General features: G+C 48.3%; 16 protein-coding genes. 5 read left to right on the plus strand and 11 right to left on the minus strand.

The window, feature by feature from the left end; translation table 11 throughout:
- From BST96_RS05320 to BST96_RS05355, 8 genes are read right to left on the minus strand one after another with little or no spacing between them, the layout of a single operon-like run.
- A complete protein-coding gene (locus tag BST96_RS05320) occupies positions 1-1,743 on the minus strand; it encodes a GspE/PulE family protein (protein ID WP_206045403.1) in 1,743 nt (580 codons plus the stop codon).
- A gap of 33 nt (positions 1,744-1,776) precedes the next feature.
- Positions 1,777-2,799, minus strand: a complete 1,023-nt coding sequence (locus BST96_RS05325) for a tetratricopeptide repeat protein (RefSeq protein ID WP_085757706.1) — start codon at positions 2,797-2,799, stop codon at positions 1,777-1,779.
- Positions 2,796-3,707 (minus strand): ExeA family protein, encoded by a 912-nt coding sequence (locus BST96_RS05330; protein ID WP_085757707.1) that lies wholly within the window; start codon positions 3,705-3,707, stop codon positions 2,796-2,798. The genes BST96_RS05325 and BST96_RS05330 overlap by 4 nt, the downstream gene beginning before the upstream one ends.
- A gap of 33 nt (positions 3,708-3,740) precedes the next feature.
- Positions 3,741-5,423, minus strand: coding sequence for a pilus (MSHA type) biogenesis protein MshL (gene mshL, locus BST96_RS05335; RefSeq protein WP_085757708.1), 1,683 nt, complete (start codon positions 5,421-5,423; stop codon positions 3,741-3,743).
- Positions 5,424-5,756 (minus strand): hypothetical protein, encoded by a 333-nt coding sequence (locus tag BST96_RS05340; RefSeq protein WP_085757709.1) that lies wholly within the window; start codon positions 5,754-5,756, stop codon positions 5,424-5,426. It abuts the gene before it with no gap.
- Complete coding sequence (locus tag BST96_RS05345; RefSeq protein ID WP_085757710.1) at positions 5,749-6,423, minus strand: hypothetical protein; 675 nt, start codon at positions 6,421-6,423, stop codon at positions 5,749-5,751. The genes BST96_RS05340 and BST96_RS05345 overlap by 8 nt, the downstream gene beginning before the upstream one ends.
- A 7-nt stretch (positions 6,424-6,430) precedes the next feature.
- Positions 6,431-7,054: a PilN domain-containing protein gene (locus BST96_RS05350; RefSeq protein ID WP_085757711.1), complete on the minus strand. Its 624-nt coding sequence runs from the start codon at positions 7,052-7,054 to the stop codon at positions 6,431-6,433.
- Positions 7,041-8,000: a type IV pilus biogenesis protein PilM gene (locus BST96_RS05355; protein WP_085757712.1), complete on the minus strand. Its 960-nt coding sequence runs from the start codon at positions 7,998-8,000 to the stop codon at positions 7,041-7,043. Before BST96_RS05355 ends, BST96_RS05350 begins: the two co-directional genes overlap by 14 nt.
- Positions 8,001-8,249: 249 nt before the next feature.
- Here BST96_RS05355 and trmL point away from each other — a divergent pair, with 249 nt between their 5' ends.
- The gene (gene trmL / locus BST96_RS05360) at positions 8,250-8,714 is read left to right on the plus strand and encodes a tRNA (uridine(34)/cytosine(34)/5-carboxymethylaminomethyluridine(34)-2'-O)-methyltransferase TrmL (RefSeq protein ID WP_085757713.1); all 465 of its coding nucleotides are present in this window, start codon (positions 8,250-8,252) and stop codon (positions 8,712-8,714) included.
- 49 nt (positions 8,715-8,763) lie between these two features.
- On the opposite strand, the gene secB is transcribed toward trmL, so the two are convergent.
- From secB to BST96_RS05375, 3 genes are read right to left on the minus strand one after another with little or no spacing between them, the layout of a single operon-like run.
- On the minus strand, positions 8,764-9,237 hold the full coding sequence (secB, locus tag BST96_RS05365; RefSeq protein WP_085757714.1) for a protein-export chaperone SecB: 474 nt from the start codon (positions 9,235-9,237) through the stop codon (positions 8,764-8,766).
- Positions 9,238-9,280: 43 nt separating this feature from the next.
- Positions 9,281-9,565, minus strand: a complete 285-nt coding sequence (gene grxC, locus BST96_RS05370) for a glutaredoxin 3 (protein ID WP_085757715.1) — start codon at positions 9,563-9,565, stop codon at positions 9,281-9,283.
- A gap of 49 nt (positions 9,566-9,614) precedes the next feature.
- The gene (locus tag BST96_RS05375; RefSeq protein ID WP_085757716.1) at positions 9,615-10,031 is read right to left on the minus strand and encodes a rhodanese-like domain-containing protein; all 417 of its coding nucleotides are present in this window, start codon (positions 10,029-10,031) and stop codon (positions 9,615-9,617) included.
- Positions 10,032-10,225: 194 nt separating this feature from the next.
- Here BST96_RS05375 and gpmM point away from each other — a divergent pair, with 194 nt between their 5' ends.
- From gpmM to BST96_RS05395, 4 genes are all read left to right on the plus strand, one after another.
- Positions 10,226-11,782, plus strand: a complete 1,557-nt coding sequence (gpmM, locus tag BST96_RS05380) for a 2,3-bisphosphoglycerate-independent phosphoglycerate mutase (RefSeq protein ID WP_085757717.1) — start codon at positions 10,226-10,228, stop codon at positions 11,780-11,782.
- 51 nt (positions 11,783-11,833) lie between these two features.
- Positions 11,834-13,009: a murein hydrolase activator EnvC family protein gene (locus BST96_RS05385; protein ID WP_085757718.1), complete on the plus strand. Its 1,176-nt coding sequence runs from the start codon at positions 11,834-11,836 to the stop codon at positions 13,007-13,009.
- Positions 13,010-13,109: 100 nt separating this feature from the next.
- Positions 13,110-14,507 (plus strand): S41 family peptidase, encoded by a 1,398-nt coding sequence (locus BST96_RS05390; protein WP_085760478.1) that lies wholly within the window; start codon positions 13,110-13,112, stop codon positions 14,505-14,507.
- A 9-nt stretch (positions 14,508-14,516) separates the two neighbouring features.
- Positions 14,517-15,314, plus strand: a complete 798-nt coding sequence (locus BST96_RS05395) for a divergent polysaccharide deacetylase family protein (RefSeq protein WP_085757719.1) — start codon at positions 14,517-14,519, stop codon at positions 15,312-15,314.
- Positions 15,315-15,428: the final 114 nt, after the last annotated feature.

Here is a 15,428-nt window from a genome sequence, read left to right on the forward strand (position 1 = left end):
CTATGCTCCCTCACTTACCAGACTTTCAAGAGATTCTTCAGCCAACTGCTCAGACACTCTAAAGACTTCATCCAATGTGGTAATACCCTCAGCCGCATAATCCAGCGCACATTGGCTCAGGGTTTTAAAACCTTGCTGCTGTCTTGCTGCGCGACCAAAAGCCAGCGGGTCTGCAGAGCGCAAGGTATCTGCCAGCGCATTATCAATTTCTAAAAATTCAAAAATACCAATACGGCCACGGTAGCCGGTATTATTACAGTGAGAACAACCTCGGCCCCGTAAAAACGTTAGCGTAGCTAAATCAACACCCGGGTTGATTGATCGTAGCCAAATGTTTTCTTGCTCATCTGGTTGGTAGGTTTCTTTACAGCTATTACAAATTCTTCGCACCAAACGCTGTGCCACCACAGCACGTAAAGCACTGGCCACCAAATAGCCCTCCAAACCCACATCGATAAGGCGCATGGCACTGGTAATCGCGTCATTGGTGTGCAGGGTGGATAATACCAGGTGACCGGTTAAAGAAGCCCGCACAGCAATCTCGGCGGTTTCCTGGTCACGAATCTCACCCACCAATAAGATATCGGGATCTTGCCGCAGCGATGAGCGCAGCACCGCGCCGAAATCAAAACCAATCTTGTCATGGACCTGCACCTGAGTAATACGGGGCAAGGTATATTCCACCGGATCTTCAACGGTAATAATTTTTTTCTCGGCGCTGTTTAATTCTTGCAAGGCGCCATAAAGCGATGTGGTTTTACCGCTACCGGTCGGGCCTGTCACCAAAATCAAACCATGGGGCCGTTTTATTTGCTGGCGAAAACGCGCCAGTATATGTTCTGGCATACCAACATTGTTTAAGTCCGCCATACCCTGGCTTTGGTCGAGCAAACGCATTACTACCGATTCACCATGCTGCGCTGGCAATGTCGATATACGCACATCAATCGGGCGGTTTTTAATATTGATATGAAAGCGGCCATCCTGCGGCAGGCGCTTTTCTGAAATATTTAAACCGGACATTAGCTTTAAGCGCAGCACCACCGCAGAGGCGATACGCTTTTCATTCATCACATGCTCTTGTAAAACACCATCAACACGCTGGCGAATACGCAGCACATTTTCATCGGGCTCGATATGGATATCCGAGGCATTAACCTGTACCGCATCCTCAAAAATAGATTGCAGCAGTTTGACCACAGGCGCATCTTCAGCGCCGGTGGCCTCTAACAAATCCACTTCTATAGATTGATCGCCCAGCTCATCACTCAACTCTTCCGCAAAGGAAGCAATCTCGCTGGTACGACGGTAGAGCATATCCAGCGCTTCCAAAAGTTCATTTTCACGAACTACCGCCAACGCTAATGGTTGCTGTAATATTCTGGACAATTCATCGAAGCCAAAGATATCTGTAGGGTCTGCCATCCCTACCACCAAAGCGCCATTTTCTTCGGTTAATACCACAGCCCTAAATCGGCGGGCATAGGATTCGGGTAAACGCTGGGTAATCTCTGGCTTAAAATCAAAATTTCTTAGTTGAATAAAAGGTACATCCAACTGCTGCGACAAAAGATTTAGCAGGGCATCTTCTTCTACCATACCCAGATCAATGAGCGCACGACCTAATTTTTTTCCGCTTTGTTTTTGCGAGGCAAGTGCATCCCCTAACTGATCATCAGTGATCAGATTATTTTGCACCAGCAGGTCGCCGAGGCGAATTTTCTTTCTTTCTGTATTAGGCAATGGTCTCTACCTTTATTGCTAATTTGTAACCCACTACAGGGCTGCCAGTCGTTTTCTGGCATAGTCATTTAATGACTTGCTAATACGGCGTGAATCAATCCCCCGCCGATACGCTTCTTTAGCCAACGCGCTCTTACTTTGCATATCTAACGCAATGGCCATACCGACCCACCAGTCACCACGACTGGCATCATATTCCAACAAACGACGATAGGACTGCACAGACAATTCATACTGCTGATCGCTTCTGGCAATAAAACCCAACAACTCATAATAGCCAGCATGGACATTAACCGCCGGGCGTTCGGTTTTCATCAACGCAATAGCCTCAAGCGGATTACCTGCGGCATAAAACAAGCGCGCCTGAATCATAATCAGTTCAATATCTCTGGGAGCGATATCGCGTAATGGCACTAATAACTGCTGCGCCTGCGCTTCTTTTTTCTGCGACAACCACAGTGAAGCCAGCACTTTACCGGAGCGAATTGCCAAGGGATTTTTCTGCATAAACGCAGCCAGTTTTTCTTCAGCGACGACTGACTGGTTATTACGAATTAATTTTTTCGCTTCCTGACTGGCTATCAAATCACGCTGAGGCAGGGATAATGGCTTTTGTTTTTTAATCGGTTTTTTTGCAGCTGCTGGTGGCGGCGATGCCTTTGGCAAACTTTTGCTTGCAACGGGCTTTTGTACGGGACTGGTGACTATCGCCTTGGCTACGGGCGCCACTTCAACAACTGAAGGCACAACTGTCTCGACGGGTTCTCGTTGTTTTTCTACCGCGACCACTTCAGGTTTAACAGGCTTTTCCGCAACCGGTTTTTTAATGGCAGCCAATTTATCGATCGCCGATGAGTTGGCGGTAGTTTGATATTGAAAAACTGAAAAGGCGACAACAATAAATAGAACAATCACTGCCAGAGATAATAAAGGCATCAACCATTTATTTTTACTGGTCTGCTTTTGCCCGGTCATCCAATCGAGATTGACCTCCTCCCTGGCCTGCTGATTGCGACGATCATCCAGATCGTTCAGCATATCGTTGACCAAACTCATTGAAAACCACCTGGCATTGTAAAAAACAGCCCCAACATAATACCTAAACCTACTGCGACAGAAGCGGCAAAAACCCAACCCGTCACACTACCGGGCAAATCAACACCTTCAGTATCTTTAACGGCGGACACTAAATGCCCTTTGGTGACCTGCTGATCCCCTTTACCATAGGCTGCCATCAACGCTTTGTGGCAAAGAATATTAACCAGCCGTGGCACGCCCTTGCTGGCTTTATACACATACTGCAAAGCGCTCTCATTAAATAACTGAGCACCGTTATAGCCCGCTGTAGCGACACGATGCTGAATATAATTTCTCGTGCCTTCTTTATCTAAAGGGGGTAATTCGTAAGAGAATGTCACCCGTTGCAGTAACTGACGCAAACTATCATGGGCCAACAGACGATCTAATTCGGGCTGACCAAACAACACAATATGAATTAGCTTGGTGGTTTCAGTTTCCAGATTTGAAATTAAGCGCAGAGCTTCCAGTGATTTTGGCGGCATAGCCTGTGCTTCATCAACCACTAAGACTACCTGCTTTCCCTCAGCTACCAATTCTACTAATCGCTCGTTGATGCTGTTTTGATATTCATTAATCCCATCCCGAGACTTACATTTAACACCTAACTCTTCAGCTATAGCGCGATATAAAGCGGTAGGGTTTAGAAAAGGATTGGGGATATAGGCGGTATAGAAACTATCATCCAGTGTATTCAGTAATTTTCGGCATAACATGGTTTTACCGGTACCCACTTCACCAACCACCTTGATAAAACCTTCACCATTAGCCAGCGCTACCTGTAGCATATTAAATGCTTCACGATGCCCCTGGGCATTGAGAAAAAAAGCGGTATTAGGTGTCAAGCCAAAGGGCTGATCCTTAAGGCCAAAGTGCTCTTTATACATTATATAAAGCTCGCTTTAGGCTTGGCGGGTAAATCATTCAATACTGCCACCTTCATCATCTGCGCCGTATGACGTGTCTAACACCCGACGGAATTCATCAAAGCGCTGCTGTGAACGGCGGGTGGCTTCAGGCAGACCATCCGGCCCCATAATCACCGGCTTTAGTAAAATCACCAATTCATTTTTAACCGTTACATTACGCTGCTGGCTAAACAGGTGGCCCACAAAGGGCATATCACCAAATACCGGCGTACCGGAGTTATTATCCAGCGAACGGTTTTGCATCAACCCCCCTAAGACCACAACTTGACCACTGCGTGCATAGACAACGCTATCGGTCTCACGAATAGTGCTTAAAGCCAGCGGCAGTTCGACCACCTGGTCACCGAGGGTAATCACTTTGACCTGATCTTCTACATCACTAATGGATGGGTGGATATGCAAAATAATTTCATCATCTTCACTAATCTGTGGCGTAACATCCAGTGCAATACCAGAGAAGAAAGGCGTTAATTCGATTTCCGGGTTGTTAGTGGTAGTACCGGTTGATGTGGTGGTGGTGTTAGAAATTTCGGTGACAAAGAATTCGTCCTGACCGACTTTAATCACCGCCTTCTGGTTATTCACTGTGGATATTCTTGGACTGGATAGCACTTGCACACTGCCCTGAGTTTCCAGCAACTGAATCACCCCGGTAAAATCATCCGAGGTAAAGGCACCGCTAAACGCACCACCAATACCACTGGGGCTAACGACTGACGAGCCGTTAACACCAAATACCAGGTCATTGCCATTAACATCAGCCACGGCCGTCCAATCGATACCGGTTTGATAGCTATCACTCAGCTGTACTTCGAGAATTTTTGCTTCCAAGACCACCTGACGGCGCATAATAATTTCAGCGCGACGTAAAAAGTCTTTGGCAGTATCAATTTCTTCGGGCATAGCCCGAATCACAATAATACCGGCCTGCGGGGTAACAATAACGCGGCGACCATCACCCTCGCCGACTAATACGGTTAGGGTTTGCTGTAGTTCAGTCCAAAAATCCGACTCGGTTTCGGTTCTAATTTGGGCACCTACATTGCCCCCACCACTGCCACTGTTGTTGTTATTATTTCTGTTGTTGCTGTTGTTATTACTGTCACTGCTACTGCCGCCGCTGTTGCTGGTTCCAGCGTCGGTGACCTCACCATTGGTGACCTGGGTTTCGGAAACACCGCTACGCTTTAAACTTAAATAGTCAATATGGAAAACTTCCGAACGCAGACCTCCCGGTAAAATCTGGTACAGGTTGCCCCTTTTTTTATAGGAGTAACCGTAGACATCATTGACCACGGTCATTACTTCTTCGATATCGACATTTTGTAACTCCAGACTAATCGTGCCCTGCACGTCTGGATGTACTACCATATTGTAAGGTGTACCTTTTACCAGCCCCATAAAAAAATCGCGGGCACTGACTTCATCAACAGACACATCAAATAAGTCACTGGATGCTGTACCGCGGCTATCGCCCATCAAAGGTGGCAATAAGGCATCGTCGACCTGCGGTGGCGGCAGCGCCTCTTCGACAGCTGGCTTTTCTTCAATAGCAGCCAATTCTTCCTGAATTAATTCAATACCAGAATTATCCCGGGTTTCTCTTGGGGTCATAGCACAGGAAGCCAGCAAACTTGCTGTTAAACCAAAGGTTATGAGCTGTTGATAACGCATTTATTTTTCCTGCCTGATGTCTGTACGGCTTAATTCCAGCGTAACGCTTTTTCCGTTATCACTGACCATTACACTGTTTTTGCTAATACGAATGACTTTGGTACCACCCATAGCATCACCCTCCGATAACACATTGCCATTAATCACGGCGACTTTACGGGTTTCACTAAATAAAATACTTTCCAGCCTCAGCCCTTCCTGCTTTTTGCCGACCGAGCGATAACTGGATGGCCGCGTAGGATCTTCCAGTGACCAGGCCACCGTTGACAGGGTGAATAAGATACTCAGTAGTATCGGCCTGTTTAAAAACAACTTAAATAACGGCTTAAACACCAATCCACTCCTCAGACATACTCACCGTATGTACTTCCAGGGTAATAATGGCGTTAGGGTATTGCTCAACTTGATAGCGCATATCATCCCAATGGAAGCGCCAGGGCAGCTCTGATAACTTTTCAAAGTAAGTTATCGCCTCCATATAATTGCCTTTTAATTGCAGTATAAAACCATGGTTATACAGGGCTTGCTGCACCGCGGCATCACTGCCTGAATTGTCTGTTTTTGGCTGCTGTCTGACCACCGCCACAACAGGCTTGTTTGCTATGCTGAGTAATTTCAAGCCTTTGGTTTCCGCCAGCACACGCTCTAATACTTCTGGCATTAAGCGTGGCGGTATCATTGCCACCAGCGATGCTTCAATTTTTTTGTTCAGTTGTTCACGCTGGGATTGTAATTGCTCGCGGCGTTTGATTTTATCCCGGTTGATGCCCGCTGTTAGTCTGGCTTCAAGAATGGTTTTTTCATTGCTTTGTTGCTGTATTTGGCTATTCAGGCTTTTAATGTTGCTAGCCAGCTTTTGGCGCTTGCTGAGTAGAGGGTCAAGCAGGGCTATTTGCAGCAGCATTACCACCAGGACCAGCGCGGTGAGCAAGACTAAAATTCGCTCGCGCTGATTCAGGCTATCAATTTTTTGCAGTACGGTAGCAAGACGATCATTCATTGTTGCGTTACCTAATGGGTTTTGATTCCGGGGTGCTAATCGTTTCTTGTCCCCGCAGCTCAAAGTCCAAAATATTAGTTTCACCTTCCGGTATGCTCATTTTAAAGACCTTAAATTGACGCCCGGAGAAAATGCTTTCAGTGGCCAGATTTTGCAAATAGCGAGGCACAAATTCCGGTGCACGAGTACGGCCAATCAAGGCCAGGTCCTGCCCCCCTTGCTGCAACTGGATTTCAGTCAACCACATACCGTCGATATGCTGCCTGGCCAAGCCTTCCAGATGGCCGGCAAAACCGTTTTCAACTTGATTCGTATTAGGGTCGATGCTGGCCAGTAGCTGGCGGCGAAAATCAATATCATTGAGCAGCAGTGCAATTTCAGCATCCAGGTTATTGTCCCGCTCAAGTTTTGCCTGCCGCTCTTTGAGCTGCTCCAACTGGTCTGAAATCGTCAGTTGGCGCTGGGCCAGAGCGTCGCGTTCACTTTGTAAGGATTGCGAGCCCACCAGTAACACGCCGTAGACCAGTACCATGACAACGACGACGGCCGCAACAATCCATAGCTGTTGACGGCCGGAAAATGGCGGTTCAACGGCGCGGTCCAGTTCGCTATAAAGATTAAGATGCTGCACGAATAGCCTCCTGTGACCGCTGCGGGCCCAGTGCAGCACCCACCGCACTGGCTGAGCGAATCAGCTGTTCGTTATCGCTGATAGCCTCTGCCACTTCACACATGGATAACTCCAGCGGGGCAACATTTAAACCTAATTGTGCCGATAAAAAATCACCAATCGGTACTGTCTCAGGCAAACCGGGAGAATAAAATAAGCGCGTGATAATGCCTTTGCCCAGTTGGCTCTCGTAATAATCCAGCGAGCGCTGAATTTCCAAAAATAAGGCATCGAAAAAACGCGTGTTATCAACGCCGGCATTAAATTTATCCAAACCGATATCCAAACGACGGGTTAGGTAAACAGCGCCGTCCTCAACCAGGTTGATAAAACCCTCGCCCTCATGCAGCTGTACCATTGCTATGCCACCCCCCTCTTGCGGCAAGCGAGAAATAATATTGTGCATCGCCAGTTCGGCAATTTCGACACAGTCGACATTCAAACCACTGGCCTCTATCGGGGAAATTAAACTCTGTAAGGTGGTTTTTCTCAGGGCAGCGGCGTAAAGCATTTTTTGACGACCGCGGTAAGCATCTTCCGGTAGCCCGAAGTACGCAATGGCAGCTTCTTCGACAGGAAAATCCAAAAATTCTTTAACTTTCCAGCGGACAGCGGCTTGTATTTCGTCGCCTTCAACGGGAGGTTCCTCAGTCAATAACAGTTGATAATACACGGGGTGCAACACCACGGAGCAGGGTGTGTCTTCCCAGCCTTTCTCAGCGACGATATCAGCAAGTAACTGGGAGCTGTCTCCCTGGGGATCATGGAACTGGCAGTACTCAAGCACACCAAGATGGTTGACCATGGTAATAGCCAGCCCATCTGGACCCACGGCGAGGCCGACCCGGCCTCGCCCGGTATCATTCTTATTGAACCATTTACTCAACCAAGCAGTAGATATCGCCATTGGCGCTTTTGCCTCTCCCTAGAAATCCAATTTTATTGAGTTATTTAGCGCGAGTGACTCGAGATTTAGCGCTAGAATAGCGGTATCAACCTTTAGCCAATCGAATAAAAAAACAGCACCTTAGAATTTACATAGCATATTTTTTGTAAGTCTATGCTTTTGTTAACAAATTATAGTCGCTTTTAAATAAAGCGCAGGTCTATTTTTGTCATTAAAATAAGTGCTGATTGCCAAGGAAATTATAATCCCATGCTTCATATCGTACTCTTCCAACCTGAAATCCCACCCAACACCGGTAATATTATCCGGCTATGTGCCAATACCGGTTTTAAGCTACACCTGATTGAACCGCTGGGCTTTGATATGGATGATAAAAAACTGCGCCGCGCAGGGCTGGATTATTCAGAATGGGCAGCAGTGCAAAGCCATGCCTCGCTCAGCGAATTTATTGATAAAATTCAGCCCAAACAGGTCTATGCCTGCACGACCAAAGGGTCGAGAAACCATACCGAAGCCCCCTTTAGTGAGGGTGACGCACTGGTGTTTGGACCAGAAACACGGGGGTTACCTGATGATATCCTTGGAGAAATGGCCGCCGAACAATTATTGCGATTACCCATGCAGGCGCAAAGCCGCAGCTTAAACCTGTCTAACAGTGTGGCTATTTTTGTCTATGAGGCCTGGCGGCAATTAGACTTTAAAGGCGGGCAATAAAAAACCGCCACTGCAAAACAGTGACGGTTTTTTAATGACTCAAACCAGCTTAGTGTGCGTCTGGCTGAGCGGCTTCTTGCTGCTGGGCTGCCTGTTGGCTGGCCGCTTGGCGATATAGCGCATCAAAGTTGATGGGCTGTAAGTTGATGGCAGGAAAACCACCTTTAATCGCCATGCTGTCAATGGTTTCACGAATATAAGGGAATAGTACGTTAGGGCCCATAATACCTAGCGCCTGACGAAGCTGCTCACCCTCAATACCCTTGGCTAAAAACAGGCCAGCTTGCTGAACCTCAATCAATAAGGCCGTTTGCTCTTCTATAGTTGCGGTCACTGTCATGGTTAGCACCACTTCATAGTTGTCGTCGGCCAACTTATTGTTTTTGGTGTTCATATCCACATTAACTTTAGGCTGCCACTGCTTGGAAAAGACCGCCGCACCCATAGGGGATTCAAAAGAAGCGTCTTTAACGTAAACTTTCTGTATGCCAAACTGCTGTTGAACGGCTTCATTCTCGGCCATGATAGTTCCTCAAATTTTGTATTTAGTAGATTTTAATTCAGTATTAAACTTTTTGACCGGCTTGGTTCAAGCCTTCTGTCTTTAACAAACTGTCCAGCTTGCCCGAGCGCTCCAGCGCCCATAAATCATCACAACCACCTACGTGGGTTTCACCCACCCAGATTTGCGGCACCGTCCGGCGGCCACTAAGGTTCATCATCTCCAGCCGCAACTCAGGGTCACCATCGACTGAAATTTCACTATATGCCAAACCTTTGGAGTCCAATAACTGCTTTGCCTGTACACAAAACGGACAAAAACGGGTGGTATAAAGATAAATATCTGACATAACAATTCACAATCTCTATTGCTAGCCAGCCTCTTATTATGGGGCTGGATTATTTGGTTACAAGTGGCAGCTGCATATTTTGCCACTCCATCATACCGCCACTTAGGCGAGACACCTGACTATAACCCTCAGCTGCCATGGCCTTACCAGCGGTACCGGAGTGCTGCCCCATTTTACAAACCAGAATAATAGGCTTGTCTTTTGAAGCTTCCAACTCGGTCATTCTGCTGGCCAGTTTGGCATGGGGGATATTAATAGCGTCGACAATATGGCCCTGGTCAAACTCTTTGCTATCGCGCAGATCAACGACCACAGCCTGCTTTTGGTTAACTTCAGTAATCAACTGCTGGGGAGTTAATGTTGGCCCGCCTTTAGCAGACTCATGGCGAATTAACAGGCCAATACAGACCATTAATGCTGAAGCGACAATCCACTGCTCAGCCAAAAATTCAAAAAATAGAGCCATCGCCCTGGTTTACCTCGTTGACCGCCCAGCACCCTCAGCACTGAGCTTATAAATTGAGGGCGCAAGTATACACATCGGCAGCACCTGTTGACACTGTGAATATCCCCAGTAGCCACCTCTGCCATAGCGAACTGCCGCCGGAATCGGTAGAATTAGCGCCCGCTAAAACATTCGCACACAAGAAAGATCGACCTATGGCAAACAGTACTGGCAAAAAACCCGTTGTTTTACTCATTCTTGATGGCTGGGGCCACCGTGAAGCACCGGAAGATAACGCAATTTATAACGCCAACACCCCCAATTGGGACCGATTATGGAATGAACAGCCCAAAACGCTGATTTCCAGCTCGGGTATGAGCGTAGGCCTGCCCGATGGCCAGATGGGCAACTCCGAAGTAGGCCATATGAGCCTGGGTGCCGGCCGTATTGTTTACCAAAATATCAGCCGTATTGATAAAGCCATTGCCGATGGCGACTTCTTTGAGAACAGTACCTATATAGACGCTATTGATAAGGCCGTTAGCAGTGGCAAGGCCGTACACCTGTTTGGGCTGCTATCCCCAGGTGGTGTACACAGCCATGAGAACCATATTCTGGCGATGATTGATATGGCCGCCAAACGGGGGGCTGAGCAAGTGTATTTACACGCTTTTCTGGATGGCAGGGATACCCCGCCACGCAGTGCGCAATCCTCATTACAGGCAATGGACAACAAATTTGCCGAGTACGGCTGTGGCCGTGTCGCTTCGTTAATCGGTCGCTATTACGCAATGGACCGGGATAACCGCTGGGACCGGGTTCAGCTGGCTTACGATATGCTGACTGAGGCGAAAGCCGATTACCGTTTTGACAACGCCATTGACGGTTTAAACGCGGCCTACCAGCGGGACGAAAATGACGAGTTTGTCAGCGCCACGCTGATTCAGTCCGCAGACCAGCCAAGCGCCACCATTAATGATGGCGACACGGTTATCTTTATGAACTTCCGCGCCGACCGAGCCAGAGAAATTACCCGCGCTTTTGTGGAGGCGGACTTTGACGGATTTACCCGCAACAAAACCCCGGCACTGGCAAGCTTTGTGACCACCACTGAATACGCCGCTGATATCAATGCGCCCAGCGCCTTTCCACCAGAGAAGGTCACTAATAGCTTTGGCGAATTAATGGAAGCCAATGATAAAAAGCAGCTGCGGATTGCTGAAACTGAAAAATACGCCCATGTCACTTTTTTCTTTAGTGGTGGCAGAGAAGATCTCTATCAAGGTGAAGACCGGGTCTTAGTCCCCTCACCTGACGTAGCCACCTACGACCTTAAGCCCGAAATGAGCGCACCGGAAGTAACGGATAAACTGGTTGCCGCTATTAGCAGTGGAGAGTACGACACTATTATCTGCAACTACGCCAATGGCGATATGGTTGGCCATACTGGCAGCTACGAAGCCGCGTTAAAAGCCGCCGAAGCCATTGATGAAAGTGTGCGCCGGGTTAGTGAAGCAGTACTTAGCGTGGGCGGAGATTGTTTGATCACCGCCGACCATGGCAACTGCGAACAAATGCTGGACTATGATTCTGGCCAGGCCCATACCCAGCACACAACGGAGTTGGTACCCTTTATTTATGTCGGCAACAAAACCGTCACCATGCAACAAGACGGGGGCAAACTAGCCGATGTAGCCCCAACCCTACTAACGTTGATGAATTTAGAACAGCCCGCGGAAATGACCGGAAACTCACTACTTACAGTGAAGTAGTCTACACTTGCGTTGGTAATCATTGATTCAGTAGCTATGGGATATCACTAAATGGGCGAGCGTTTTACTCTTGGAAAAAAAACCGTATCACTGGGTTTTTTTCTCGCTATCGCCCTGGCACTGTTGCCCCTGCACGGCGCCGCCAACAACGATGAAACCAAAACCCGGCAGCAAATCCAACAGCTCAATAAAGAAATGGCCGCCCTGCGCAAGCTGCTGTCTGAATTTAAAGGGCAGCGTTCAGATGTGCAAAACTCACTGCAAAAATCTGAAGTTGATATTGGCTCAGTACAAAAGAAAATCCGTGGTATCCAGCAGCAGCTAAGTCAGGAACAAGCTGAACTGGAATCACTGCAAGTCAAACGCAAGGCACTGAATACCGCCCGCCGCGATCAACAAAAATTTATTGAGCAACAGGTATTAGCAGCCTATCAAGTTGGCCAACAGAAAAAAATCAAAGTCCTGCTCAATCAGGAGCAACCGGATAAAATCAGCCGCGCCCTGACCTACTACGATTATTTTAACCAGGCTCGCAGCGAACAAATTGAAAATTACATCAATATCATCAGCGAGCTGAATACCATTGAACCCCGCATCGTTGAAAAAACCCAAACCCTGAGCAATGCCAAAGCCAAACTGGGCAAAGCGCACCAAAGCCTGCTGGCCAGCAAAAAAGCACGGCAGAAAAATCTCGCTAAAATCAATTCAGCCATTAAAAATAATGACCAACGGCTAAAGCAAGCCTCCAAAAACCGCAGTGAACTGGAGCGAATTTTAGCCGCCGTCGAGCAAACCCTCGCCAATATCAGCATCCCCAGCGACTACAGCCCCTTTGGTAAATTAAAGGGCAAACTGCCCTGGCCGGTTAGCGGCAAGCCCAGCAATCGTTTTGGCTATAAACGCAACGGCACCGCGCTGCGCTGGCAAGGTCTGGCCATTCCCGCCACGGAGGGTAGCAAAGTAGAAGCTATTCATTCTGGCCGTGTCGTCTTTGCTGACTGGTTACGGGGCTCAGGCCTGTTGGTAATTATTGACCACGGCGATGGCTATATGAGCTTATATGCCCATAACCAGAGCCTGCTAAAAGAGACCGGCGACTGGGTAAACCCCGGTGATATGATTGCCACGGTAGGCAATAGCGGCGGTCAACAACGGGCGGGCTTATACTTTGAAATCCGTCACAATGGCAAGCCAACAGACCCCCGTCGATGGTGTAAACGGGCATGAGACGCCGCTATAGGGTCTTAATACCTAACACCCCCTATAAAAGCAAGGTACAATCAAGGCGTTATAAAGGAATGAGTAAAGCTATTTAATGAGCAGCATTATGAAGTCATCGTTCACAAAGCAAACCGGAATTGGCCTGTTATTCAGTGTATGTCTGGGTACCTCCTTTACCCTTAATGCACAGCCCAGCGACGCAAATAGCGCGGATGAAGTACCGGCATCCCAACAAGCCGCGGCCACTGATGAAGGCAAACTACCGCTGGATGAATTAAGGTCCTTTGCCGATGTGTTTAATCATATCCGCCTGAGCTATGTCGAAGAGATCGATGATAAAACCCTGCTGGAAAATGCCATCCGCGGCATGCTCTCCGGCCTTGACCCCCACTCCAGCTATTTAGATGCCAAATCCTTTGACGACCTGCAAGTTAGCACCACCGGTGAGTTTGGCGGACTGGGTCTCGAAGTGGGCATGGAAAACGGCTACGTCAAAGTGATTTCACCGATTGATGATACCCCTGCTGAAAAGGCCGGTATTGAAAGTGGCGACCTGATAATCCAGCTCGATAGCAAACCTGTTAAGGGCATGTCGCTTAATGAAGCCGTAAAATTGATGCGCGGTAAAAAGGGCAGCGATATTGAATTGACCATTGTCCGCGAAGGTATCCGCCAACCTTTTGATGTCACCGTTACCCGCGATATTATTAAAGTAGTCAGCGTCCGTAGCAAAACTCTGGAAGAAGGTTTTGGCTATGTCCGCGTGGCCCAATTCCAAAGTAAAACCGGCAGTGAATTTCGCAAAGCTATTACATCACTACAGGCCGAGGACACCCCGATGAAAGGCCTGGTGGTCGACCTGCGTAATAATCCTGGCGGCATATTGCAGTCCTCCGTTGAGGTGGCTGATACCTTACTGGAAGAGGGCCTGATTGTTTATACCGAAGGGCGTCTCAGTGACTCTCACTCAGAATATTCGGCCACTCCCAACGACCTGACCAACGGCGTGCCTGTGGTTGTACTGATTAATGGCGGCTCCGCCTCGGCCTCTGAAATTGTCGCCGGCGCCCTGCAAGACCACCACCGCGCGGTGATTATGGGGACTGACAGCTTTGGTAAAGGCTCGGTGCAAACTGTGGTGCCACTGTCGGAAAAACACGCCATCAAACTCACTACCGCCCGCTACTTCACGCCCAATGGCCGCTCTATCCAAGCCCAGGGTATTGTCCCGGATATCGTGGTAGAACGCGCCAAAATCGAAGCGATTAAAACGCGCGATCGTGTCACCGAAGCGGATTTACAGGGGCACTTAAGCAGCACCGATGGCGATGAAAGCGATAGCAAAAAACGCCAGAGCAAAGCCAAAGACAAGCTGTTTAATAGCGACAACCAACTCTATGAAGCGTTAAATCTACTGAAAGGTCTACATATCCTCAGCCTTAATGAAAAAGCCACCAAGGTCGCCAGCAAGACGGAACAACCGGAAGAGCAGAAAGCCCTATAAGCCCCAGTCATGAAAAACATTGTTCTCTTTTTTTGGCTTAGCCTGGCTGCCAGCTGCTTTGCAGAATCACCCACCCCCCGTATAGTTCTGATTATTGATGATATGGGTAATAACCTCGAACTGGGGCAACGGGCCATTGCCCTGCCTGGGGCGGTGAGTTATGCCTTTCTGCCCCACAGCAGCCATAGCAAAAGCCTGGCTAATGAAGCCAACCGCCAACAAAAAGAAATCCTGCTGCATGCACCGATGAGCAATCTGCATGATTACCCTACCGGCCCCGGCACCTTAACCCCTAAAATGAATCAACAGCAATTTTTGGCAACCCTGGCCGACAACCTTGCTTCAATCCCCCATGCCAAAGGGGTTAATAACCATATGGGCAGCCTGCTGACCCAACTTAGACAGCCAATGTCGTGGCTGATGCAAGCACTAAAACAGCAAAACCTCTACTTTGTCGATAGCCGCACCAGCCCACTGACCGTCGCCGAACGCACCGCAAGGGAGCAGCAGCTACCCACATTAAAACGGGATGTGTTTTTAGATAACCAGCGCACCCCCGCCGCTATTGCCAAGCAATTTGACCAATTAATCAGGCTATCTAAACAACAGGGGCAGGCCGTGGCTATCGGCCACCCTTACCCTGAAACCCTGGCTTTTTTAGAACAGCAACTGCCATTACTGGCCGAACAAGGGGTTATGTTAGTTAATGCCTCTGGCTTAGTAAGAGCCCAATGTGAGCAGGCTCCAGCCAACTGCTCCTGGCCTGAAAATGTCAGCCAACTGAGCCACAGCCACCAAGACAAATAATTGGCGAATAGCGCCCCAAAAAGCGTCACAAAAACATCAGTAATAGCGGCTCCCCCTTAAAAACCTGCCTATTCAAACCATTAGGAAACCAAGGGTAGAGAAAAACCTTTCAAT

Origin of the sequence: Oceanicoccus sagamiensis, assembly GCF_002117105.1 — a bacterium.
GTDB lineage: Bacteria > Pseudomonadota > Gammaproteobacteria > Pseudomonadales > Dasaniaceae > Oceanicoccus > Oceanicoccus sagamiensis.

Bases quoted from the DNA above. Each gene is read 5' to 3' on its own strand.
- BST96_RS05325 (WP_085757706.1), bottom strand. From the start codon at position 2,799: ATGAGTTTGGTCAACGATATGCTGAACGATCTGGATGATCGTCGCAAT.
- BST96_RS05330 (WP_085757707.1), bottom strand. From the start codon at position 3,707: ATGTATAAAGAGCACTTTGGCCTTAAGGATCAGCCCTTTGGCTTGACA.
- mshL (WP_085757708.1), bottom strand. From the start codon at position 5,423: ATGCGTTATCAACAGCTCATAACCTTTGGTTTAACAGCAAGTTTGCTG.
- BST96_RS05345 (WP_085757710.1), bottom strand. From the start codon at position 6,423: ATGAATGATCGTCTTGCTACCGTACTGCAAAAAATTGATAGCCTGAAT.
- BST96_RS05355 (WP_085757712.1), bottom strand. From the start codon at position 8,000: ATGGCGATATCTACTGCTTGGTTGAGTAAATGGTTCAATAAGAATGAT.
- trmL (WP_085757713.1), top strand. From the start codon at position 8,250: ATGCTTCATATCGTACTCTTCCAACCTGAAATCCCACCCAACACCGGT.
- secB (WP_085757714.1), bottom strand. From the start codon at position 9,237: ATGGCCGAGAATGAAGCCGTTCAACAGCAGTTTGGCATACAGAAAGTT.
- grxC (WP_085757715.1), bottom strand. From the start codon at position 9,565: ATGTCAGATATTTATCTTTATACCACCCGTTTTTGTCCGTTTTGTGTA.
- BST96_RS05375 (WP_085757716.1), bottom strand. From the start codon at position 10,031: ATGGCTCTATTTTTTGAATTTTTGGCTGAGCAGTGGATTGTCGCTTCA.
- gpmM (WP_085757717.1), top strand. From the start codon at position 10,226: ATGGCAAACAGTACTGGCAAAAAACCCGTTGTTTTACTCATTCTTGAT.
- BST96_RS05385 (WP_085757718.1), top strand. From the start codon at position 11,834: ATGGGCGAGCGTTTTACTCTTGGAAAAAAAACCGTATCACTGGGTTTT.
- BST96_RS05390 (WP_085760478.1), top strand. From the start codon at position 13,110: ATGAAGTCATCGTTCACAAAGCAAACCGGAATTGGCCTGTTATTCAGT.
- BST96_RS05395 (WP_085757719.1), top strand. From the start codon at position 14,517: ATGAAAAACATTGTTCTCTTTTTTTGGCTTAGCCTGGCTGCCAGCTGC.